Source organism: Microbacterium paraoxydans, from assembly GCF_900105335.1.
Taxonomy (GTDB): Bacteria; Actinomycetota; Actinomycetes; order Actinomycetales; family Microbacteriaceae; genus Microbacterium; species Microbacterium paraoxydans.
Genome location: NZ_LT629770.1, coordinates 1,065,806 through 1,086,913, shown reverse-complemented (window position 1 = coordinate 1,086,913; position 21,108 = coordinate 1,065,806). Strand labels below are relative to the sequence as shown.

Here is a 21,108-nt window from a genome sequence, read left to right as displayed (position 1 = left end):
CTCCCGGCGAGCGGTTCCGGCCGTCTCGGCCGCACGGGCACACCGGAGACGCGCGCAAGTGTCGCTCCTCGCGTCCCGCCCGCTCGGGGCCGTAGAGTCGTGGGATGGGAACCATGCAGTACGGCTCCGGCAGCGAGATCCAGATCGAGGACCGCGCCCTTGCCCATCTGAAGGTCGCGATCGCGACCAAACTCCGCCGGAACGAGAGCTTCACACTGTCCTGGAAGCACCCCGACGGCGACGTGCCGGGACGTTCGACGATCTGGCTGCATCCGTCGATCCCGCTGCGCTTCACCTTCTCGGAGCCGGAGACGCCGGAGCTGAACGTGAAGTGGATCCAGGCCCTCATGGTCGAGGCGAGCTCGTCGGGAGGCATCAGCCTCGTGGACGAGGTCGTCGACGGTCCCGCCGACTGAGCGCCTCCGCTACTCGGCGGGGTACGCCTGCGCAGTGAGCTGCTGGGCGAGGTGCGCGGCGTTGCGGGTCGCGGTCGCGATCGCGGAGCTCACGGCTTCCGGGGTCTCGTCGAGGTCCTTGTAGTCCACGGTCTGCATGGCCTCGCCGTTCCAGTACACCGACGTCTGGGCCGGGATCGTGTAGCCGATGTCGTTCAGCGCCTGGAAGAGGATCGCGGAAATGTGGTGCGCGCCGTCCTCGTTCCCGAGGACACCGGCGATCGCGACCTTGTCGAAGAGGATCGGGCGGCCCTGCTCGTCCGTCTCGCCGAGCTCGGCGTCCAGGCGCTCCAGCACGCGCTGGGCGACGCTCGAGTGCTGTCCCATCCACGTCGGCGTGACGAAGACGAGGATGTCGGCATCGAGGACCCGCTGACGCAGGCCGGGCCACTGGTCGCCGTCGCCCATGTCCTTCTCGACGCCGGGACGGATGTCGAGGTCGACGGCACGGACGAGGTCACCCGTCACCCCGTGCTCGGCAAGGGCATCGAGCAGCTGACGCGCGAGCAGATCGGAGCTCGACGACGCGGGGGAGGGCTTGAGGGTGCAGGAGATCGCGAGGGCGGTGAGGGAGGTGTCCATGCTCCGACTCCACCAGAGATCCGGGCGGCGGCACAGGGCCTTCCCGGGGCCGGGCTATCCTGGTAGAGCACCGACGACAGGAGATCCCGTGATCCTCAGCTTCCTCTTCTTCATGATCATGTTCCTCGGAGGCTTCTGGCTGCTGGGGATCGCCCACGAGATGCCGGACACGCTCGCCGCGCTCACCTTCGTCGGCGGCATCCTGCTCGTCTCGCTGGCTCTCGGGTTCGCGATGCGTCAGCGCGGTTCTGCCACGCGTCGCTCCAAGAACTGGACCGGCAGCCCGACCGAGTGACCAGCGCGGGGCGGCGCCCCGCGCTCACCGTCGCCGGGCGAGCCTCGCTTCGAGGTTCGCCCGCACCGCGGGCCATTCCGGCTCGATGATGGAGTACTCCACGCTGTCGCGGAGTGCGCCGTTGCGGTAGCGGCTCATGGCCCGCATCACGCCGTCCTGCTTCGCTCCCAGCCGTTCGATCGCGGCGCGGGACTGGAAGTTCACCCACTGGGTCGTCAGCCCGACCCGGAACACCCCCAGCGTCTCGAAGGCGTGGCGGAGGAGCAGCAGCTTCGACTCCGCATTGGTGCCCGTGCCGTGCGCGGACGGGCGGTTCCAGGTGTATCCGATGTGCAGTCGGGGGACGTCGGCGACGATGTCGTAGTACGACGTGAGGCCCAGCACCCGGCCGGCGGTGTCGAAGGCCGTGAAGGGCACCATCTCGCCGGTGGCGACGAGGCCCAGGCGGCGGTCGACCTCAGCCGCGACGCCGTCGGGCGCCGGAACCGAGGTGTACCAGGCCGTCTTCCACAGGTCGCCCTCGGTGACCGCTTCGACGAGTCCGTCGACGTGCGACCGGTCGAGAGGGCGGAGCTCGACGAGCTCGCCGGTGAGAGTGACGGGGGCGGGGGTGACGAGGAAGGCCATGAGGTCATTCAACCAGCGTCGCCCGCCGTCCCCGATCATCAGGCGGCGGACTCGGACGGGTTCTTCCGGAGGAGCACACGCTGGAACGCGAGGACGATCTCGATCGTCACGTCGAGTTCGAACGCCAGGCTGGCCAGGTGGGTGCCGCGGAGCTGCTCCGCCGCTGCGTACGCCGCGGGCGTGATCAGACATCGCGCGGCCCACTCATCGGCCTGCCGCTCCTGTCGCGCGCGGAAGGTGGCTTGCCGTGTGGGCTGATGGCCGAGGTGGGCGTGGCCGAGTTCGTGGGCGAGCACGCTGCGCGCGGTACGCCGGCTCATCCCCGGAGCGAGCCGGATGGTCCGGGTGACGGGTTGGAAGCCTCCGGGGGTGGGACCTGTGCGTTCGATCACGCGGAGACCGAGCTCGTCGGCCAGACGGAGGAGATGCTGCATGGGCCTCCGTCCGGTCGGTGTCGTCTACTCGTAGAGGTCGTCGGTGTCCGTCTCGCGGGCGGATCCGGATTCGAAGGCGACCTCGCGGGTATTGTCGCGCGGGGTGGCGACATCGGTGCGGCGCCGGAAGGGGGTGATGATCGCCGACATGCCGTCGGCGGCCAGGCGCTCCTCGGCCCGGGCGACGAGGACGTGCGGCTCGATCCCGAGCGTGGCGCACACCGCGTAGACCACAGGGACGGGAATGGCGCGCTTGCCCGTCACGTAGTTGTCCAGCGCGCTCCGGGCGATGCCCACGTCGCGCGCCATGGCGGCGATGCTGCTGCGTGCCGCCGCGATCTCCGCCCGCATCTGACGACCGATCGCCTCGTTGAACTGCTCGGCTGGTGTCTTCATCCGGCTCACCTTAGCAGCGGGCCGACAGCAGGATGCCGTCATATTGGTGGGTTATAGAAGTGTGGGTGTCCGTGCGTGGCGGTACCGTAGGCGTATGGGGACAGAATTGCGTCATCTGATGGCATCAGCGGTGGAGGCGGCGCGATTGCACGCCGGAGTGTCGTTCATGGACCTCTCGGAGCAGGCCGGGATCGCACCTCCCGCCCTGGCAGACCTCCTCGAGGAGCGCGCGGACTTCACGATGGAGGATGTCGCGGGGATCGCGATGGTCCTCGGCGTCCCCGTCACGCGCCTGCTTCCCTGCGCGCCCTGAGGCGGGGCCCGCTCGTGCCGCGGGCGGGCGGGACGCGATGAAGTAGCGTGGGCGCATGAAGACCGTTTCCTTCGGATCGACGACCGCTCCGGCCCTGATCGCCGGGATGATGCGCATCGACAGCCTCGACGACGAGCAGATCCGCGCGCTGTACACGACCGCACGCGACGCCGGGATCGACTTCTTCGACCACGCGGACATCTACGGCGGCCGGATGCACCACTGCGAGGCACGATTCGCGGATGCCCTCCAGCTCGGCGGCGCGGAGCGCGACGAGATCGTGCTGCAGACCAAGTGCGGCATCGTGCCGGCGCAGGGCATGTTCGATTTCTGCTACGACCACATCGTCGGGCAGGTGGAGGGCTCGCTCGCGGCCCTCCACACCGACCGCATCGATGTGCTCCTGCTGCACCGGCCGGACGCTCTGGTCGAGCCGGAAGAGGTGGCCCGCGCCTTCGACCACCTCGAGTCATCGGGCAAGGTCCGGGCGTTCGGGGTGTCCAACCACACGCCCTCGCAGATCGAGCTGCTGAAGACCGCAGTGCGGCAGCCCCTGGTCGCGAACCAGCTGCAGCTGTCCCTCACGCACGCGCCGATCATCGCGCAGCCGGTGGCCGCGAACATGGCCGGGCACGATCAGAGCATCGGTCGCGACGGCGGCGGCGTCGTGGACTACTGCCGGATCCATGGCATCACCGTGCAGGCCTGGTCGCCCTACCAGAGCGGTTTCGGCGGCGGCGTCTTCCTCGGGCACCCGGACTACCCCGAACTCAACGCGGTGATCGAGCGTCTGGCCGGAGTCCATGGAGTGACACCGACCGCGATCGCCACCGCCTGGATCACCCGGCACCCCGCCGGGATGCAGGTCGTGCTCGGGACGACGACACCGCACCGCGTGCAGGAGGCGGCGGCCGGGGTGGACGTCGTGCTCACCCGCTCGGAGTGGTACGAGCTCTTCCGCGCCGCCGGACACCTGCTGCCGTGAACCCTCGGCTCCGGCCCGTGCGTCGTCTACCCTGAACCCATGCCGTTCCTGTTCTCGCTCCTGGTCATCGCGCTGATGATCGGTGCCCTGATCGACATCATCACGCGCGACGACTCGCAGGTGAAGTACCTGCCGAAGATGGTCTGGATCATCATCGTGATCCTCCTGCCGCTGATCGGCAGCGCGCTGTGGTTCGCGATCGGCCGCGAGTACGGGGACGCCGGCGTCCCTCTTCCGCGGATGCGGCGCGCCGAGCGCCCGACCGCCCCGACGACCACGGTCACACGCTCAGCGCCGCCGGTCGACGTGCGCTCCACCGAGCAGCAGATCGCGGACCTCGACCGCGAGATCGAGGAGTGGCGGCTCCGCGAGGAGATCGAGAAGCGGCGTCGGGAGCGGGGAGACGACGCTCTTCCTTCGTCCTAGCCGCCGAGCGGTCCAGCCTGCCAGGATGCCGTCATGAGCATCCTCGTGAACGTCGACAACTTCGCCCTCGCCGAGACCCACCGCATGATGCGCGACCTCCAGAAGGAGGCCGGGGGTGTGGATCGGTTCCTGCACAACAGGGCTCCGGCCGCGATCGACCGGCAGACCGTGATCCGGCTGAACCGGGACACCCTGTACAGCTTCGCGGTCCTGGACATCAGCGAGGGCGCGACGTTCACCATCCCGGAGCACGGCGACCGCTACCTCTCGGCGATGGTCGTCAACGAGCACCACTACGTCGATGCGATCTTCCACGAGGCGGGCGAGCACACGCTGACGGTGGCGCAGTTCGGGACTCCGTACGTCGTGCTGGCCGTCCGCATCCTCGTGGACCCCGCGGACCCGGCGGATGTGGCGGAGGTGGGGGCGCTGCAGGACCGCATCGCGCTGCACAGCGGGTCGGCCACGCCGTTCACGATGCCGGACTACGACACCGTCAGCTTCGACGAGACCCGCCAGGCGCTGCTCGCGCTGGCGCGGAACCTGCGAGGCTTCGACCGCATGTTCGGCAGCGAGCGCGAGGTCGACCCGGTGCGGCACCTCATCGGCACGGCGGCGGGCTGGGGCGGGCTGCCGTCATCCGAAGCGAGCTACATCGGCGTCGACCCCCGTCTGCCGGTGGGCCGGTACGAGCTCACGGTCGGCGAGGTTCCGGTCGACGGCTTCTGGTCGATCTCGGTGTACAACGCGGACGGCTTCTTCGAGCCGAACGATCGCGACGCCTACACGATCAACGACATCACCGGCGTCCGCAACGACGACGGCACGATCACCGTCCGCTTCGGCGACCATCCGGAGGGGGTGCCGAACGTGCTGCCGATCACGGAGGGCTGGAACTACCTCGTCCGCCTCTACCGCCCCCGCCCCGAGGTGCTCGACGGCAGCTGGACGTTCCCGGCGCTCCCGGAGTCGGCTTGACGGGCTCTTCGCGCGACCGCGGTCAGGCCACGTGCGTCCGGGCGTTCGCGTCCGCCGCGGCGAACGAGGCACAGACGGCCTCCTCGAGGTCCGGGTAGCGGAAGGTGAAGCCGGCGGCGGTGAGCTTCTCGGGGAGGACCCACCGGCTCTTGAGCACGAGCTCGGTCTCGGTACGGATGCCGATGGCGCCGAGCTCGAGCATCCAGCGCGGCATCGGCGGACCGACCTTCGCCCCCAGCACGCGGCGCACGGTGGCCATGAAGGTGGCGTTGTCGACGGGGTGCGGCGAGGCGGCGTTGACCGGCCCGTCCAGAGCGGGGGTCCGTTCGAGGAACTCGATAATGCGCGCCACATCCTCGATGTGGATCCAGCTGAAGCGCTGCCGACCGCGACGGGCGCCGGGGAGGTGTGCGGTACCGGCGGCGCGGCGCGCGGGACCGACCGGCCAGAACCCGTCGTACTGCGGGCCGCCGAGCCCCCGCCGCGCGAGCGTGCGCAGCGGTTCCAGCACACCGCCGTCGCCGAGGACGATGGCGGTGCGGAGGGCCACGCGGCGGGTGCCGGGGAGCGCGTCGGCGAAGAGGGCACGCTCCCACGCCTTGGCGACCTCGACCGAGAAGCCGGTGCCGATCTCGCCGGAGGACTCCGTCATCGGCCGGTCTTCCGCGTGCCGGTAGATCGTGGCCGTCGAGGAGTTGATCCACAGCGGCGGCGGGGTGGCCGCGCGGGAGATGGCGCGGCTCAGGGCCGCGGTCGTGTCCAGGCGGGAGCGGAAGATCTCGGCACGGTTGCGTGGCGTGTAGCGACAGTTCACGCTCTTTCCCGCGAGGCCGACCACGAGCGAGGCCCCGTCGACAGCGGCGTCGATGCCGTCCTGATCGCTCCAGGTGAGGTCGCTTCCCGAGCGGGAGATCGTGACGACCTCGCGCCCGGCATCCCGGAGTCGTGCCGTGAGGAATCGCCCCATGAACCCTGTGGCCCCGCCGATGACCGCCCGGTCCGTGCTCATGCGCTGTCGTCCTTCCGATCGGGTTCGAGGGCGTAGTCGAAGTCGCCCCGGTACTCGTAGAGGCGGCCGAGGAGCGGGGCGTCGACCGTCAGGCGCACCCGCTGGCGACCGGCCTCGTCGTCCCAGCGCTCGACGAGCCGGACCACGGGAGCCACGATCCGCGGGATGCGGAGCCGGAAGCGCCCGAGGCGGATGCCCACCGCGCGACTGGTCAGGTGCAGAGCGCCCGCGCGGGGCTCGACATCGAAGCAGGCCGCGATGAGGCCGGGCTCGCCGAGCTCGTCGACGATGCGGCCGTGCCGCGTCGGGGCGACGGCGTCGCGCATGACCCACGGCCCGGTCGCGAACCGGAAGGTGCGCTCGGCGATCGCCCGGGAGGCGATGGTGCGGTTCTCGATGCGGAAGGGCACGTCGCGCTCCCAGCGGGCGGCGACCACCCCGCGCCGTTCGAGGCGGCGGAGGAGCGGCCAGAGCGCGCGGCGCGGCGTGCCGACGCGCTGGAACGTGCCTTCGCCGACGCCGACCATCCCGTCCGGGACCGCCTGGAAGTAGGTCCGGAGCCGGGGGTGCAGCTCGGCGAGGCGCTCGCCGAGGGCCCTCGCGTACGGGGACTGCGGCACGGGCGTCACGGTTCGAGCCTAGCCCTCGCGGACGCCGCCCCGGCCCGCGCCGTCCGCCGGGCGGAGCAGACGGTCGAGGAGGGCGAGGGCCTCGTGCTGCGGAGCCGTGTCGTCCAGCAGCCACTGCGTCTGCAGGCCGTCCGAGGCCGCGACGACGAGGGCGGCGACCGCGAGAGGATCGACGTCCGCCCGGATGCGCCCGTCCGTCTGCTGCTCCCGGACCGTCTCGGCGATGTCGGCCCGCAGGCGGGCGAAGCGCTCGGTCGCGAAGGCGCGGGCGGCGGGGTGGCCCTCCTCGAGCGCGCTGGCGACGAGCGTGGAGTACAGCTGCACCAGGCCGGGGACCTCGCGGTTGGCCCTGGCCGACCGGATCATCCCCTCGACGGGGTTCGCGGGTTCCGGCTCGGTCTTGCGTCCCGGGGCGTTGCTCTCGACGTAGACCGCGACGAGCAGCTCCTCCAGCGACCCGAAGTAGTGGGTGAGGGCGGCATGCGTCACCCCCACCTCCTTCGCGATCGCCCGCAGACTCGTGCGGTCGGCGCCGCGGGCCGCGAACACCTCGATCGCGCGGTCCAGGATCTCCTGGCGGCGGGCGATGCCCTTGGCGTACGTCCCGCGGGGACGCGGGCGTTCGGAGTCGTGGGAGGGTGCGGCGGGCATGTCGCGAGTCTATCGACAGAAAACTTCCATGTGGAGGTATTCGGTGCTAGCGTGCCTCCGGGGCGCGATGCCCACCTGTCACCGACGACCGAGGAGCACGACCGATGACGATCCAGACCTCTCTGCAGCTGTTCACGATCCGCGAGCAGCTGGAGGCCGACCTCGAGGGCACGCTCGCCGCGGTGGCGGCGCGCGGGTTCACCGCGGTCGAGCCCTACGACTTCGTGCGCCGGGCGGACGCCATGGCCGCCGCCGTGTCGGCCGCGGGACTGACCGCCCCCTCCGGGCACGCTTTCCTGGCCACGCCGACCTTCGTACGCCCTGACGGCTCCGGCACCACGGCCCCCGTGCCTTCGCCCGCGGAGGTCTTCGCGGCCGCGAAGGCGCTCGGCATGGGCACGGTGATCGATCCCTACACCGAGCCGGCGCGTTGGGAACGCATCGATCAGATCGTCGAGACCGCCCGGCTGCTCAACGAGGCGGCGGAGATCGGCGCCGAGGCCGGCGTCCGGGTCGGCTACCACAACCACGCGCATGAGCTGGAGGCGGTGTTCGACGGGGTGACCGGGCTGGAGGTCCTCGCGGAGCACCTCGATGAGCGCGTCGTGCTGGAGGTCGACCTTTACTGGGTCGCTCGGGGCGGCGTCGATCCGGCGGCCCTCGTGGAGCGTCTCGGCGAGCGCGTGATCGCGGTGCACGCGAAGGACGGCACCCTCGACCCCGCGCTGCTGGACGCGTACCCGCCGGCCGATCAGGTGTCCGCGGGCGACGGGACCGTGCCGCTCCGGGAGGCGATCGCCGCCGCGCCCGCGCTCGAACTCGCCATCGTGGAGTTCGACCACTACGACGGTGACCTGTTCGACGCCATCGAGCGCAGCCGGGTCTTCCTCGACGCCGAGGTGGCGCGCTGATGGTGCGCGGGGGTGGTGTCGTCGGCGTCGGCCTCATCGGCGCCGGGAACATCAGCGACCAGTATCTGCAGAACCTCACGCACTTCCCGGACGTGGAGGTGCGCGCGGTCGGCGACCTCGTCGAGGAGCGGGCGCGCGCGCAGGCCGCGGCGTACGGGGTGCCGCGGGGCGGGGGTGTCGAGGTCGTGCTCGACGATCCCGGCATCGACATCGTGGTGAATCTCACGATCCCCGCCGCGCACGTCGCCGTCTCGGAGGCCATCGTCGCCGCCGGAAAGCACGTGTGGACCGAGAAGCCGCTCGGTGTGGACCGCGAGGAGGCGCGACGCCTTCTCGAGACGGCCGCAGCGGCCGGACTCCGTGTCGGCGTCGCGCCCGACACCGTCCTCGGTCCCGGTGTGCAGACCGCGAAGCGCGCGATCGCCCGCGGCGACATCGGCCGTCCGCTGTTCGGCCAGACGACCTTCCAGTGGCAGGGACCGGAGATCTTCCACCCGAACCCCGCGTTCCTCTATGCGAAGGGGGCGGGGCCGCTCCTCGACATGGGGCCGTACTACGTCTCGACCCTGGTCCACGTCTTCGGGCCGGTGGCCGCCGTGGCCGCCCTCGGGCTGCAGGGGTCGCCGACCCGCCGCGTGCAGGTCGGCGACCGTGCCGGGGAGGAGTTCCCGGTCGAGATCCCGTCCACGCTCAGCGTCCTGATGGACTTCGAAGGCGGCGGTCAGGCCCAGAGCCTCTACAGCACGGACTCGCCGCTGGTTCGGCAGGGCATCGTGGAGATCACGGGAACCGAGGGCACCCTCGTCATCCCCGACCCGAACACGTTCGGCGGGCCGATCACGATCACCCGGCCGCTGTCCCGGCACTTCGTGCCACCGGAGCCGGTGGTGCAGGAGGTCGTCGATGTCACGCCCGAGGGGGTGCTCGCGGGGCGCGGGCTCGGGCTGCTCGACATGGTGCGCGCGATCGCGGAGGACCGACCGCACGTCGCCACCGGCGAGTTCGGGTACCACGTGCTCGACACGCTCCTCTCGATCGAGGAGGCTGCAGCGCGGCGCACGTTCGTGGAGGTCGCGAGCACGCTGGATCAGGTGGGCGCGCTGCCCGCCGACTTCGATCCCTTCGCGGCGACGTAGCGGTCCACGTTCGCGGGGGAGAGCACCTCGCGAGCGACCATGATCGCCGCCCCCAGCACCGCCGCGCGGTCGCCCGCCTGCGATTGCACGATCGCGAGGTGCTGGGTGGCGAGCGGGATCGAGCGGCGGTAGACGACCTCGCGGACACCGGCGAGCAGGTGCTCTCCCGCGCGGGCGATGCTGCCCCCGAGCACGATGATCGACGGGTTGAGCAGGTTCACGACCGTCGCGAGCACCTCGCCGACATCGCGACCCGCCTGGCGGGTAGCCTCGATGGCCGCGGCGTTGCCGGCGCGGACGAGGTCGACGACGTCGGAGGCGCTGTGCACGTCGTGACCTTCGGCGCGCAGCGCGACGGCGAGGGCCGAACCGCTCGCGAGGGCCTCGAGATCCCGTTCGTCGCCCGGCTCCCGCCCCGAGCCGGCGCTCATCGGCACCTGGACGTGACCCATGTCGCCCGCCGATCCCTGCGCCCCGCGCTGCAGCTGACCGCCGGCGATGATGCCGGCGCCGATGCCGGTCGAGACCTTCACGAACACGAGGTCGTCCACCCGCGGCCAGCTCGTGGCCTGCTCGCCGAGGGCGAGGATGTTCACATCGTTGTCGACGAGGACCGGGACGTCGAACGTGCGCTGCACGTAGCCGGGGACGTCGAAGCGGTCCCAGCCCGGCATGATCGGCGGGTTGGTCGGGCGCCCCGTGGAGTGCTCGACAGGGCCGGGGACGCCGATGCCGACGCCCACGAGGGGCAGGCCGTCGGCGGTCGCGGCGAGCAGGGCCGTCCCCTCCGCGAGGATCGCGTCGAGGAGGGCCTCCGGTCCGTCGCCGATGTCGATCGCGCGGGTGTGCGCGTCGAGGATCACGCCGGCGAGGTCGGCCACGGCGACGGTCGCGTGCGTGGCTCCGAGGTCGACGGCGAGGACGAGGCCGGCGCGCGGGTTGAAGGCGACGCGGGCCGGAGGGCGGCCGCCCGTCGAGACCGCTTCACCGGCGGGGCGGAGGAGATCGGCGGCGAGCAGCGCGTCGACCCGGGACGCGACGGTGGAGCGGGCGAGGCCGGTGAGGGCGGCGAGCTCCGCCTTGGTGCGCGCGTGCCCGTCGCGGAGGATCTGGAAGATCTCGCCGGTCCCGGGGGAGGGCGTCGCGAGCGGCCTCAGCACGTCAACCATGGCGTCAGTAAAGCACAGCACTTCTCGCAGTCGGCTGTGCGACTTCGGATTCGTTACAAACAACTTTTGACGAAGGACTAGCAAAAGTCCTCGTCGCTGTGTCAGACTCGCCGCCATGACAACGGATGTCACTGACACCGGTCTCGGGACGATCCGAACCGGGATCCTCGGCGGGGGCTTCATGGCCCGCGTGCACCGCACGGCCGCCCGAGACGCGGGCGGCGCCCTGCGCGCCGTCGCCACCCGTTCCGCGCAGGGCGCCAGGGAGGCCGCGCAGCTGCTCGGCGCCGCACGGGCCGACGACGTGGAGGCCCTGCTGGACGCCGACGACATCGACGTCGTCCACATCTGCACCCCCAATGCCACGCATGCCGACCTCGCTCTCCGCGCGCTGCGGGCGGGCAAGCATGTCGTGTGCGAGAAGCCGCTCGCGACGACCGCCGCCGATGCGGCCGCCCTCGCCGAGGCCGCCGCCGAGGCGGGGCTCGTCGCGGCCGTCCCCTTCGTGTACCGCTACCACCCCATGGTGCGCGAGGCCAGGGCGCGCATCGCCCGTGGTGAGGCCGGGGAGCTGCTCACGCTGGACTGCTCGTACCTGCAGGACTGGATGCTGCGGCCCACCGACGACGACTGGCGGGTGCGCTCCTCGTCCGGCGGCGCCTCCCGCGCCTTCGCCGACATCGGCTCGCATCTGTGCGACCTCCTCGAGTTCGTCACGGGCGACCGGATCCGCACCCTGAGCGCCCGTACCCGCCGCGTCTTCGCCGAGCGGGCCGGGCAAGCCGTCGACACGGAGGACATCGTCGCCGTGCTCGTCGAGACCTCGGCGGGGGCGCTCGGCACGCTGCTCATCTCGCAGATGGCGGCGGGCCGGAAGAACGCCCTCACCCTGGAGCTGCACGGGACGCGGCAGAGTCTGCGGTTCGAGCAGGAACGGCCGGAGGAGCTCTGGGTCGGCATGCGGGAGGAGTCGCGGCTGCTGCTGCGCGACCCCGTCGCGGCCGACCCGGAGTCCGCCCGGCTGCAGCGTGTCCCGGCCGGGCACGCCATGGGATATCAGGACGCCTTCAACGGCTTCGTCGCCGACGTCTACGCCGCGATCGCGGGTGACGTCCCCGACGGACTGCCGACGTTCGCCGACGGCCACCGCGCGGCGGTGCTGACCGAGGCCGTGCTCGATTCCGCCGCCCACGAGGGACGCTGGACGGAGGTGCCGGCATGACCGCGACGACGACGCAGCCGGTGCTGCAGGTGGCCGGGATCCACAAGGCGTTCTTCGGCGTGGAGGTGCTGAAGGGCATCGACTTCGACGTGCGGCCGGGGGAGGTGCACGGCCTCGTCGGCGAGAACGGCGCGGGCAAGTCCACGCTCATGAAGATCATCGCGGGCGTGCAGCCGGCCGACGAGGGGACGATCACGTAGCGGGGCGCGGAGGTACGCCACGCGCACCCGCGGCAGGCCATGGACGCCGGCATCGTCACGGTGTTCCAGGAGTTCACCCTGCTCCCGGAGCGGACGGTCGCGCAGAACGTCTACCTCGGCCGGGAGCCGCGGCGCGCGGGGCTCATCGACGTCCGGGCCATGAACGTGCGGACCGGGGAGCTGCTGAGCGACCTCGGCGTCTCCTTCATCGATCCGCAGTCCCGGGTGGGCTCGCTGACGGTGGCCGAGCAGCAGATCGTCGAGATCGTGAAGGCGCTGTCGTTCGACGCGCAGGTGATCTCGATGGACGAGCCGACCGCCGCCCTCAGCGACCGCGAGGTGGAGCTGCTGTACGCGATCATCCGCCGGCTCACGTCGCGAGGGGTCGCCGTCATCTACGTCTCGCACCGGCTGAAGGAGATCTTCGACCTCTGCGACCGGATCACGATCCTCAAGGACGGCGCCCTCGTCTCCACGGACGAGACCGCGGCGCTGACCACCGACGAGCTCGTGCGCCGGATGGTGGGGCGGTCGATCCAGTCGTACTTCCCCGACCCGGTGGCCGGCACCGCGGTCGGCGCGCCCCGACTCGAGCTCGACGGCTGCGGGAACGCCTACGTGGACGGGGTGTCGCTGACGCTCCGTGCGGGGGAGATCGTCGGGGTGGCCGGGCTCCAGGGGTCGGGGCGCACCGAGCTGGTGGAGGGCGTGTTCGGCATCCAGGCCTTCACCCGTGGCGCCGTGCGGATCGACGGGAAGCCGGTGCGGATCGGCGGACCACGCGCGGCTGTGCGCGCCGGACTCGCCCTCGTCTCCGAGGACCGCAAGGCGCAGGGGCTCGCGCTGGGGCAGTCGATCCTCGACAACGCCCTGCTCGTGGTGCGGAACGTGTTCGCGGGACGCACCGCGGCGTCGCGCCGGGAGGTGCCGGGGGTGCTCCGCACGCTGGAGGTGTCCTCGCGCGGCCTCGATCAGGAGGTGCGCTTCCTGTCCGGCGGCAACCAGCAGAAGGTGGTGCTGGCGAAATGGCTGCTCACCCAGCCGCAGATCGTGCTCTTCGACGAGCCGACGCGGGGCATCGACGTGGGCGCCAAGTACGCCGTCTACCAGCTCATGCGCGAGCTGGCGGCACAGGGGAAGGCGGTGCTCATGGTCTCGAGCGAGCTGCCGGAGGTCATCGGCATGAGCGACCGCATCCTCGTCATGCACGACGGCGAACTCGTCGCCGAGCTGCCGGCCGGTGCGGCCGAGCACGAGATCCTCGCGGCGGCCACCGGCGCCGACCGCGGTCCTTCGACGAACGGGGGTGCGCGATGAGCCGCCGCTCCGGAGCCCGTCTCCGCATCGACTCGACCGTCATCGTGCTCGGCATCCTGCTGCTCGCGCTCGTCGTCGGCGCGATCCTCGTCGCCACGGTCGGTCGCAACTTCCTCAGCCCGGGGAACATCCGCGACATCCTGACCGGGATGAGCGTGCTCGGCCTCGTGGCCATCGGGCAGACGCTCGTGGTGCTCGGCGCCTCGCTCGACCTGTCGGTCACCTACGTCATCAGCCTGTCGAGCCTGCTCGCGGCGACGATGATGGCCGGGAACGCGGGGAACATCCCGCTCGCCGTGATCGTGACGCTCCTCGTGTGCGCGGGAATCGGGCTCGTGAACGGGCTCATCGTGACGGTGCTCAAGGTCAACGGCTTCATCGCGACGCTCGGCGTCGGGCTGATCCTCCAGGGCATCCTCAACACGAACTTCGAAGGCTCGGCAGGCGAGGTCCCGTGGGCGTTCCAGCTCATCGGCGCGACCGGGGTCGGACCGATCCCGGTGTCCACGCTCATCATGATCGCGCTCGCCGTGCTGGTCTGGGTGCTGCTCAACCGCACCCGCACCGGCGCCCATCTCTACGCCGTCGGCGGCGACCCCGAGATCGCGCGGCTCAGCGGCGTGCGCACCCGCCTCCCGCTGATCTGGGCGCACGTGCTGTGCTCCGTGTTCGCGGGCCTCGCCGGACTCCTGCTCGCCAGCCGTCTCGGGGTGGGCAGCCCGACGGTCGGGCAGCAGGGCGGCTACGCGCTGCTCTCCATCGCCGCGGTCGTGCTCGGCGGCACCCTGCTCCTCGGCGGGCGCGGCTCGATCTGGGGCACCATCGGCGGCGTCGCCATCCTCGCCGTCGTCGACAACGTCATGAGCGTGCTGCAGGTGAACCCCTTCCTCAAGGACGTGGTGCGCGGCATCGTCATCGTCGCCGCGGTCGCCGTCTACAGCCGGCGTGCCATCGTGCGGCGCCGTCCCCGCTTCGGCGCCGGCGGCACGCGCACCGGGGGAGATGATGCCGCGAAGGCGGCCGAAGCCGACATGGCGGTCGCGGCCGCCGAGCTCGCCGACCCGACCACCGAGGTCGCCGCCGTCGACAGCGCCGCGGATACCGCCTCCGTGCGGGAAGGAGGGCGCTCATGAACGCGCTGCGCACGCTCGTCAGCCCCCGCGGGGCGGTCTTCCTGCTGCTCGTGATCCTGCTCGTCGCGGTCGCCGTGCTCAACCCGAGCTTCGCCGAGCCCGGGCAGTTCATGCGGTACCTGCAGCGCGTCGCCCCCATCGCGATCGTCGCGATCGGGCAGTACTTCGTGATCATCGCGGGGGAGTTCGACCTCTCCCAGGGGTCGCTCATCACGGCGCAGGTCATCATCGCCGGCAACCTCGTCGGCCAGGACGACGCGCGCACCCTCCCTGTCCTGCTGCTCATGATCGTGTTCGGCGTCGTGGTGGGGCTCGTGAACGGTGTCCTCACGACGCTGCTCAAGGTGCCGTCGTTCATCGTGACGCTGGGCATGATGCTCGCCCTGCTCGGCGGCGTGATGTGGTGGACGGGCGGCGCGGCCACGGGGAACCCGGCCGACAGCTTCCGGGAGATCGGTCGCGGCGGGATCCGCGACCTCCCCGTGCTGGAGTTCCTGCCCTGGGCCGTGCTGCTGCTCGCCGCCTGGCTCGCCCTCGGCATCGTCATCACCAAGCGCCCGCTGGGCAAGACCCTCATCGCGATCGGCGACAACGCCCGCGCGGTGGACTACGCCGGTGCCCGCCGGGCCTGGGTCACGACCCGCGCGTTCGTGCTGTCCTCCCTCTCGGCCACTCTCTCCGCCGTCCTGCTCGTCGGGTACGCGGGGGTGCACCCGTCCGTCGGCCGCGGCTACGAGTTCACCGCGATCACCGCGGTGGTGCTCGGCGGCGTCGTGCTCGGCGGAGGCCGAGGGTGGATCGTGGGCGCCGTGGCCGGAGCCTTCGCGCTGGAGGCGCTGTTCCTGCTCCTGAACATCGCGGGCGTCCCCTCCACGCTCCGCGACGCCGTGCAGGGCGTCATCATCATCGCGGCCGTCGCCTACGCGGGGGTCGCCTTCCGAGCCCGCCGCCGGCGCGGTCCCCAGCCGACGGACGTCCCGACCGCGGGGACCGAGAACCCCCAGAACCGCACCACCGCATCAAGCCCTACAACCAGAGGAGATTAGCAATGCGACGATCGATGAAGATCGCCACCGCAGGGGTGGCCCTCTTCGGCCTCATCGCGCTCGCCGGGTGCACGACCGACCCGTCCGTGGCGCCGGCGGAGTCGGAGAACCCCGAGGAGTCGGCCGAGACCACCGAGTGGTTCGACCAGGAGCTCTTCGACAAGCAGGACGAGGAGCGCGGCGTCGACCCCCAGGGCCCCGCCGACCAGCCCTACCTGCAGCACATCAACGCCGAGATGGTCGACACGTCGGAGTTCGCCAGCACCGGCGCCAAGAAGGCCTGCTTCGCGAACGCCTCGATCTCGAACCCGTGGCGGCAGACGGGCTGGATCACGATGAACGAGCAGCTGAAGGTGCTGCAGGAGTCGGGCGCGATCAGCGAGATGGAGACCCGCGACGCGCAGGACTCCGACGACACCCAGATCGCCGACATCGACTACTTCATCTCCGAGGGGAACTGCGACGTCTTCCTCATCTCGCCGAACAGCACGGCGGCGATGACCCCCGCGGTCGAGCGGGCGTGCGAGACGGGCAAGCCGGTGGTCGTGTTCGACCGCGGCGTGAACACCGACTGCCCTGTCACGTTCATCCACCCGATCGGCGGCTTCGCCTGGGGCATCGACACCGCGGAGTTCCTCATCGACAACCTCGACGAGGGCGACAAGGTCGTGGCTCTCCGGATCCTCCCCGGCGTCGACGTGCTGGAGCACCGCTGGGCCGGAGCCGAGAAGCTGTTCGAGGAGGCCGGGATCGAGGCCGTCGACCACTTCACCGGAGCGGACCCCGCCGAGATCAAGAGCATCATCAGCGACGAGCTCGCCAAGGGCGACGTGCAGGGCATCTGGATGGACGCCGGTGACGGTGCCGTCGCCGCCATCGAGGCCTTCGAGGACGCCGGAGCCGACTACCCGGTGATGACCGGCGAGGACGAGATGAGCTTCCTGCGGAAGTGGAAGGACACGGGTCTCACCGGCCTCGCTCCGGTGTACTCGAACTTCCAGTGGCGCACCCCGCTGCTCGCGGCGCAGATGATCTTCGCGGGTGAAGAGGTGCCGAAGGAGTGGGTGCTCCCGCAGAAGCCGATCACCGAGGCCGAGCTGGACGACTATCTCGCGGCGAACGAGGGGATGCCCGACGGCCACTACGCCAAGTTCGGCGGCGAGGACCTCCCCGGTTACCCGACGGTCTGGCAGGAGCGTCAGATCCCGTAACCCCGTGTGCTCCCGCCCTTCCGCTCGGCCCGCGCCGAGTGGGAGGGTGGGAGCACCCGCACGATCACAAGGACAACGATGCCCCGCACGATCGCCGTCAACACCTGGGTCTGGACGTCTCCGCTGACGGACGACACCCTGGAGCCGCTCGCCCGCACGGCAGCGCGGATGGGCTACGACGCCCTGGAGCTGCCGCTGGAGAGCGTCGGCGACTGGGACCCGCTGCGGGCCCGCGCCGTGTTGGACGGCCTCGGCATGGGCGCGGTCGTGGTCGGCGCGATGGGTCCCGGCCGCTCGCTGCTCGCACGCGCCGGAGACGTCGCCGCGACGCAGGACTACCTCCGCGCGTGCCTGGACGCCGCGGCCGTGCTCGGGGCCTCGGTCGTCGCCGGACCGTTCTACGCGCCGACCGGCGTCACCTGGCGCATGGACGAGAGGGAGCGGGCGGAGGTCGTCGGCGAGCTCCGGGAGAACCTCGCTCCGCTCGCCAGGGAGGCCGCGGCGATCGGCGTGACGCTGGCCGTCGAGCCGCTCAACCGCTACGAGACCAGCGTGCTGAACACCGTGGCGCAGAGTCTGGACGCGCTGGCGCCGCTGCTCGGTGCCGGGGTGGGGCTGGCCCTCGACACCTACCACCTCAACATCGAGGAGAAGCGGCCGGCCGATGCGGTCCGCGCGGCCGGCGCCGCCATCGCGCACGTGCAGGTGTGCGGCAGCGACCGCGGTGCCGTGGGCGACGACCACACCGACTGGCCGGAGATGCTCCGCGCGCTCGACGACGCCGGCTACCGCGGCGCCCTGGGACTGGAGAGCTTCACGGGGGAGAACGCGACGATCGCCGTCGCCGCCTCCGTGTGGAGACCGCTCGCCGCGAGCCAGGACGACCTCGCCGCCCGCAGCATCGCCCACCTGCGCGCCCTCGGTGCCTGAACCCCCGCCCGCGACACGAAGCCCCCGCGATACGAAGGAGTATCCATGAGCAGTCACCCGGTCACCCTGTTCACCGGCCAGTGGGCCGACCTCCCGTTCGAGGAGGTGGCCCGCCTCGCGGCGGAGTGGGGCTACGACGGCCTGGAGATCGCCGCGTCCGGCGACCACCTCGACCTCCGTCGGGCGGACGAGGACGACGCCTACGTCGCGTCCCGCTGCGAGATCCTCGACCGGCACGGGCTGCAGGTGTTCGCGATCTCCAACCACCTGGCCGGGCAGGCGGTGTGCGACGACCCGATCGACTTCCGGCACCAGGGCATCCTGCGCCCGTACGTCTGGGGCGACGGCGAGGCCGAGGGTGTACGGCAGCGGGCCGCGGAGGACATGAAGCGGGCGGCAAGGGTGGCCGGGAAGCTCGGCGTCGACACCGTCGTCGGCTTCACCGGTTCGTCGATCTGGCCCTATGTCGCGATGTTCCCGCCGGTGCCGGAGGCGGTGATCGCCCAGGGTTTCCAGGATTTCGCTGACCGGTGGAATCCGATCCTCGACGTGTTCGACGGGGAGGGCGTGCGCTTCGCCCACGAGGTCCATCCGGGGGAGATCGCGTACGACTACTGGTCGAGCGTCCGCACCCTCGACGCGATCGACCACCGCGACGCGTTCGGCTTCAACTGGGACCCCTCGCACATGATGTGGCAGAACATCGACCCCGTCGGCTTCATCGTCGACTTCGCCGACCGGATCTACCACGTCGACTGCAAGGACACCCGTCTGCGCCCGCGGAACGGCCGGGCCGGGGTGCTCGGCTCGCACCTGCCGTGGGGCGACCCCCGGCGCGGCTGGGACTTCGTCTCCACCGGCCACGGCGACGTGCCGTGGGAGGACGCCTTCCGGGCGCTGGACGCGGTCGGCTACGACGGACCGATCTCGATCGAGTGGGAGGACGCCGGTATGGACCGCCTGCACGGAGCCCCTGAGGCTCTGGCTTTCGTGCGCTCCCTGCTGTGGCCGCAGCCCGAAGCCGCCTTCGACGCCGCGTTCCGCCATCAGTGACGGCAGGGCGGACGACCGGCCGTGCTCAGGGCTCCCGTAGGCGGACCAGGCGCTCGTGCCCGGTCTCCTCGAGCTCGGCGATGTCGTCGCGCGACTTGAGGAAGTCGGAGAACGACCGGTAGCCGAGGGCCTTCTCGCTGAAGGACGGGTCCATGCGGCGCATGTGCGTCTTGACCGCGGAGCTGTGCAGCCATTCGTCGGCGTCCGCCTTGTCGTGGCCCAGACGCAGCGCGCGCTCCAGGAGGCGCGTGGCCTCGCCCTGGTCGTCGATCTTCTCCTCGACCTTGGGCTCCTCGGCGGTGGGCTTGCTCTTGGCCTTCGTGCGCGACTTCGACGCCGTCTTGGGCTTCGGGGCACCCGTGTCCGCGGTGGCCGGGGCGGACGGCTCCGCCGGAACCTCGACCGCGGGGGCGGCGGCCGGTGCCGCCTTCGTCGGACGCGCCACGCCGGGGAGCGAGTCGTACGACTCGAACTCGTCGCACGCGGCCGCGAGGGATTTCGCCGTGGACCCGGCCACGCCCACGCCGATCACGTACCGGCCGAGGCGCTTGCAGCGCTGGGCGAGCGGCACATAGTCGCTGTCGCCCGCCACGATGACGACGTGGGTCAGGTCCGGCAGGCGGAACATGTCCTCGACCGCGTCGACCGCCAGCCGGATGTCCGCGCCGTTCTTCGCATACGCCGCGGCCGGGAAGAGCTGCACGAGATCCACCGCGCGCGCCACGAGCTGCGAGCGGTACTCGGCGTTGACCGGCGACGACCAGTCCGCATACGCCCTCGTCAGCACGAGCGTGCCGAAGGACGCCGCGTAGTCGATGATGGCGCCGACCTCGATCATCGCCCGGTTCAGCCGCTCGGCGACCTCGGGGTCGTTCGGGTGCTCCGTGATGCGCTGGCGATCCTTGCCGTAGGAGTTGCGGCCGTGGACGCGGTCGTACCAGGAGATGACGATGTTGTCGAAGTCCAGGTACACCGCCACGCGGGCGTCGGTCGTCTCAGCCACGGTCGTCCTCCTCACCGGGGTACCGGACGCCGATCTGCGCGCGGATCTCGTCGAGGGCACCCATGATGGCGACGCTCTCCGCGATGGGGAGGATGTCGCCCTCGAGGAGACCGTCGCGGACCAGACGCTCGGCGGCGAGCGCCTGGTACTGCATGCCGCGGCCCTCGACCTCCGAGACGTACTCCTCCTGCACGGTGCCGTCGGGCCGCACGACGCGGAAGGAGGTGGGGGTGTACCAGACCCGATCGATGTCGATGCGGGCCTCGGTGCCGACGATGCTCGCAGCGTTGGGGCCGGCACCGCGCGAGGAGGAGAGGCTCGTGGAGACCGCCCCGCTCTCGTGGATCATGACGGTGGCGACCTCGGAATCGGCTCCGGTCTCGACCAGACGCCCCACGGCGCGGATGGTGGTCGGTGCCCCGAGGATGTCCCAGATGAAGGAGATCGGATAGATGCCGAGGTCGAGCAGCGCGCCGCCGCCGAGCTCGAGCGCATTCAGACGGTGGGCGGGGTCGGTGGGCAGCTGCTGCGTGTGGTCGGCGCTCACGGCGCGGATCTCACCCAGGGCGCCGTCGGCGAGGAGCTCGCGGATGCGGACCATGTGCGGCAGGTAGCGCGTCCACATCGCCTCCATCACGAGCAGCCCGCGCTCGGCGGCGAGCCGCTGGAGGTCTTCGGCCTGGGCGCGGTTGAGGGTGAACGCCTTCTCCACGAGCACGTGCTTGCCGTGCTCCAGGGCGAGCCGGGCGTTCTCGTGGTGCATCGGGTGCGGCGTGGAGACGTAGACGATGTCGACGTCGGGATCGGAGACCAGCGCCTCGTACGACGGATGCGCGTGCGCGATGTCGAAGCGCGCGGCGAAGGCGTCGGCCGACTCCTGCGAGCGCGAGCCCACCGCGACGAGGTCGAGGCCGGCCGTGCGCAGATCGGATGCGAAGGCGCCGGCGATGCCGCCGGTCGCGAGGATTCCCCAACGAAGTCCAGTCATCCTCTCAGC

The 21,108-nt window shown here is 71.2% G+C and carries 25 protein-coding genes and 1 pseudogene; 16 read left to right on the top strand and 10 right to left on the bottom strand.

What is annotated here, in order from left to right:
* The first annotated feature begins 104 nt into the window (after positions 1-104).
* Positions 105-416 (top strand): DUF7882 family protein, encoded by a 312-nt coding sequence (locus tag BLU02_RS05425; protein WP_025105561.1) that lies wholly within the window; start codon positions 105-107, stop codon positions 414-416.
* Positions 417-425: 9 nt separating this feature from the next.
* Here the strand turns inward: BLU02_RS05425 and BLU02_RS05420 are convergent, their stop codons facing one another.
* The gene (locus BLU02_RS05420; protein WP_060921775.1) at positions 426-1,037 is read right to left on the bottom strand and encodes a flavodoxin family protein; all 612 of its coding nucleotides are present in this window, start codon (positions 1,035-1,037) and stop codon (positions 426-428) included.
* Between the two features lie 88 nt (positions 1,038-1,125).
* Here BLU02_RS05420 and BLU02_RS05415 point away from each other — a divergent pair, with 88 nt between their 5' ends.
* Positions 1,126-1,332: a hypothetical protein gene (locus BLU02_RS05415; RefSeq protein ID WP_025105563.1), complete on the top strand. Its 207-nt coding sequence runs from the start codon at positions 1,126-1,128 to the stop codon at positions 1,330-1,332.
* Positions 1,333-1,356: 24 nt separating this feature from the next.
* On the opposite strand, the gene BLU02_RS05410 is transcribed toward BLU02_RS05415, so the two are convergent.
* From BLU02_RS05410 to BLU02_RS05400, 3 genes are read right to left on the bottom strand one after another with little or no spacing between them, the layout of a single operon-like run.
* Positions 1,357-1,959 carry a GNAT family N-acetyltransferase gene (locus tag BLU02_RS05410; RefSeq protein ID WP_060921800.1) on the bottom strand — a complete coding sequence of 201 codons (603 nt, stop codon included), beginning with the start codon at positions 1,957-1,959 and terminating at the stop codon, positions 1,357-1,359.
* A gap of 38 nt (positions 1,960-1,997) precedes the next feature.
* A complete protein-coding gene (locus BLU02_RS05405; protein WP_060921774.1) occupies positions 1,998-2,393 on the bottom strand; it encodes an ImmA/IrrE family metallo-endopeptidase in 396 nt (131 codons plus the stop codon).
* A 24-nt stretch (positions 2,394-2,417) separates the two neighbouring features.
* Complete coding sequence (locus tag BLU02_RS05400) at positions 2,418-2,789, bottom strand: helix-turn-helix domain-containing protein (RefSeq protein WP_231919646.1); 372 nt, start codon at positions 2,787-2,789, stop codon at positions 2,418-2,420.
* 118 nt (positions 2,790-2,907) lie between these two features.
* Between BLU02_RS05400 and BLU02_RS05395 the strand changes: the two genes are divergently transcribed.
* The 4 genes from BLU02_RS05395 to BLU02_RS05380 are packed head-to-tail and all read left to right on the top strand — an operon-like array spanning position 2,908 to position 5,491.
* Positions 2,908-3,102, top strand: a complete 195-nt coding sequence (locus tag BLU02_RS05395; RefSeq protein ID WP_060921772.1) for a helix-turn-helix domain-containing protein — start codon at positions 2,908-2,910, stop codon at positions 3,100-3,102.
* A 55-nt stretch (positions 3,103-3,157) separates the two neighbouring features.
* Positions 3,158-4,087, top strand: coding sequence for an aldo/keto reductase (locus BLU02_RS05390; RefSeq protein ID WP_060921771.1), 930 nt, complete (start codon positions 3,158-3,160; stop codon positions 4,085-4,087).
* Between the two features lie 39 nt (positions 4,088-4,126).
* On the top strand, positions 4,127-4,513 hold the full coding sequence (locus tag BLU02_RS05385; RefSeq protein ID WP_060921770.1) for a PLDc N-terminal domain-containing protein: 387 nt from the start codon (positions 4,127-4,129) through the stop codon (positions 4,511-4,513).
* Positions 4,514-4,546: 33 nt separating this feature from the next.
* Positions 4,547-5,491, top strand: a complete 945-nt coding sequence (locus BLU02_RS05380; RefSeq protein WP_060921769.1) for a DUF1214 domain-containing protein — start codon at positions 4,547-4,549, stop codon at positions 5,489-5,491.
* 22 nt (positions 5,492-5,513) lie between these two features.
* On the opposite strand, the gene BLU02_RS05375 is transcribed toward BLU02_RS05380, so the two are convergent.
* Genes BLU02_RS05375 through BLU02_RS05365 form a run of 3 tightly spaced genes read right to left on the bottom strand, consistent with a single transcriptional unit; the run spans position 5,514 to position 7,780 of the window.
* Positions 5,514-6,500, bottom strand: a complete 987-nt coding sequence (locus BLU02_RS05375) for an epimerase (RefSeq protein WP_060921768.1) — start codon at positions 6,498-6,500, stop codon at positions 5,514-5,516.
* The gene (locus BLU02_RS05370) at positions 6,497-7,129 is read right to left on the bottom strand and encodes a DUF4166 domain-containing protein (protein ID WP_083370902.1); all 633 of its coding nucleotides are present in this window, start codon (positions 7,127-7,129) and stop codon (positions 6,497-6,499) included. The genes BLU02_RS05375 and BLU02_RS05370 overlap by 4 nt, the downstream gene beginning before the upstream one ends.
* A 9-nt stretch (positions 7,130-7,138) precedes the next feature.
* Positions 7,139-7,780, bottom strand: coding sequence for a TetR/AcrR family transcriptional regulator (locus tag BLU02_RS05365; RefSeq protein WP_060923556.1), 642 nt, complete (start codon positions 7,778-7,780; stop codon positions 7,139-7,141).
* 104 nt (positions 7,781-7,884) lie between these two features.
* On the opposite strand from BLU02_RS05365, the gene BLU02_RS05360 reads away from it, so the two are divergent.
* Together BLU02_RS05360 and BLU02_RS05355 are read left to right on the top strand one after the other, a co-directional pair.
* Positions 7,885-8,691 carry a sugar phosphate isomerase/epimerase family protein gene (locus BLU02_RS05360; RefSeq protein ID WP_060923557.1) on the top strand — a complete coding sequence of 269 codons (807 nt, stop codon included), beginning with the start codon at positions 7,885-7,887 and terminating at the stop codon, positions 8,689-8,691.
* A complete protein-coding gene (locus BLU02_RS05355; RefSeq protein ID WP_060923558.1) occupies positions 8,691-9,827 on the top strand; it encodes a Gfo/Idh/MocA family protein in 1,137 nt (378 codons plus the stop codon). Before BLU02_RS05360 ends, BLU02_RS05355 begins: the two co-directional genes overlap by 1 nt.
* Here the strand turns inward: BLU02_RS05355 and BLU02_RS05350 are convergent.
* Positions 9,779-10,996 carry an ROK family transcriptional regulator gene (locus tag BLU02_RS05350; protein ID WP_060923559.1) on the bottom strand — a complete coding sequence of 406 codons (1,218 nt, stop codon included), beginning with the start codon at positions 10,994-10,996 and terminating at the stop codon, positions 9,779-9,781. The genes BLU02_RS05355 and BLU02_RS05350 overlap by 49 nt on opposite strands.
* A 115-nt stretch (positions 10,997-11,111) precedes the next feature.
* Here BLU02_RS05350 and BLU02_RS05345 point away from each other — a divergent pair, with 115 nt between their 5' ends.
* The 8 genes and pseudogenes from BLU02_RS05345 to BLU02_RS05315 all read left to right on the top strand — a co-directional run bounded on the left by BLU02_RS05345 (position 11,112) and on the right by BLU02_RS05315 (position 19,108).
* Positions 11,112-12,218, top strand: coding sequence for a Gfo/Idh/MocA family protein (locus tag BLU02_RS05345; RefSeq protein WP_083370901.1), 1,107 nt, complete (start codon positions 11,112-11,114; stop codon positions 12,216-12,218).
* Positions 12,215-12,727 (top strand): annotated as a pseudogene (locus BLU02_RS17890) (ATP-binding cassette domain-containing protein); the annotation flags it as partial. The gene BLU02_RS05345 and the pseudogene BLU02_RS17890, both read left to right, overlap by 4 nt.
* On the top strand, positions 12,722-13,735 hold the full coding sequence (locus BLU02_RS05340) for a sugar ABC transporter ATP-binding protein (RefSeq protein WP_306304913.1): 1,014 nt from the start codon (positions 12,722-12,724) through the stop codon (positions 13,733-13,735). The pseudogene BLU02_RS17890 and the gene BLU02_RS05340, both read left to right, overlap by 6 nt.
* The gene (locus BLU02_RS05335; protein WP_082750146.1) at positions 13,732-14,868 is read left to right on the top strand and encodes an ABC transporter permease; all 1,137 of its coding nucleotides are present in this window, start codon (positions 13,732-13,734) and stop codon (positions 14,866-14,868) included. Before BLU02_RS05340 ends, BLU02_RS05335 begins: the two co-directional genes overlap by 4 nt.
* Positions 14,865-15,914, top strand: coding sequence for an ABC transporter permease (locus BLU02_RS05330; RefSeq protein WP_060923163.1), 1,050 nt, complete (start codon positions 14,865-14,867; stop codon positions 15,912-15,914). The genes BLU02_RS05335 and BLU02_RS05330 overlap by 4 nt, the downstream gene beginning before the upstream one ends.
* Positions 15,915-15,928: 14 nt before the next feature.
* Positions 15,929-17,125: a substrate-binding domain-containing protein gene (locus BLU02_RS05325; RefSeq protein ID WP_370670664.1), complete on the top strand. Its 1,197-nt coding sequence runs from the start codon at positions 15,929-15,931 to the stop codon at positions 17,123-17,125.
* A gap of 78 nt (positions 17,126-17,203) precedes the next feature.
* Positions 17,204-18,055 (top strand): sugar phosphate isomerase/epimerase family protein, encoded by an 852-nt coding sequence (locus tag BLU02_RS05320; protein WP_060923161.1) that lies wholly within the window; start codon positions 17,204-17,206, stop codon positions 18,053-18,055.
* A gap of 45 nt (positions 18,056-18,100) precedes the next feature.
* On the top strand, positions 18,101-19,108 hold the full coding sequence (locus BLU02_RS05315; RefSeq protein ID WP_060923160.1) for a sugar phosphate isomerase/epimerase family protein: 1,008 nt from the start codon (positions 18,101-18,103) through the stop codon (positions 19,106-19,108).
* A gap of 25 nt (positions 19,109-19,133) precedes the next feature.
* On the opposite strand, the gene BLU02_RS05310 is transcribed toward BLU02_RS05315, so the two are convergent.
* Both BLU02_RS05310 and BLU02_RS05305 read right to left on the bottom strand, forming a co-directional pair.
* Positions 19,134-20,111, bottom strand: coding sequence for an NYN domain-containing protein (locus tag BLU02_RS05310; protein WP_060923159.1), 978 nt, complete (start codon positions 20,109-20,111; stop codon positions 19,134-19,136).
* Positions 20,104-21,099: a Gfo/Idh/MocA family protein gene (locus BLU02_RS05305; protein ID WP_060923158.1), complete on the bottom strand. Its 996-nt coding sequence runs from the start codon at positions 21,097-21,099 to the stop codon at positions 20,104-20,106. The genes BLU02_RS05310 and BLU02_RS05305 overlap by 8 nt, the downstream gene beginning before the upstream one ends.
* Positions 21,100-21,108 lie beyond the last annotated feature (9 nt).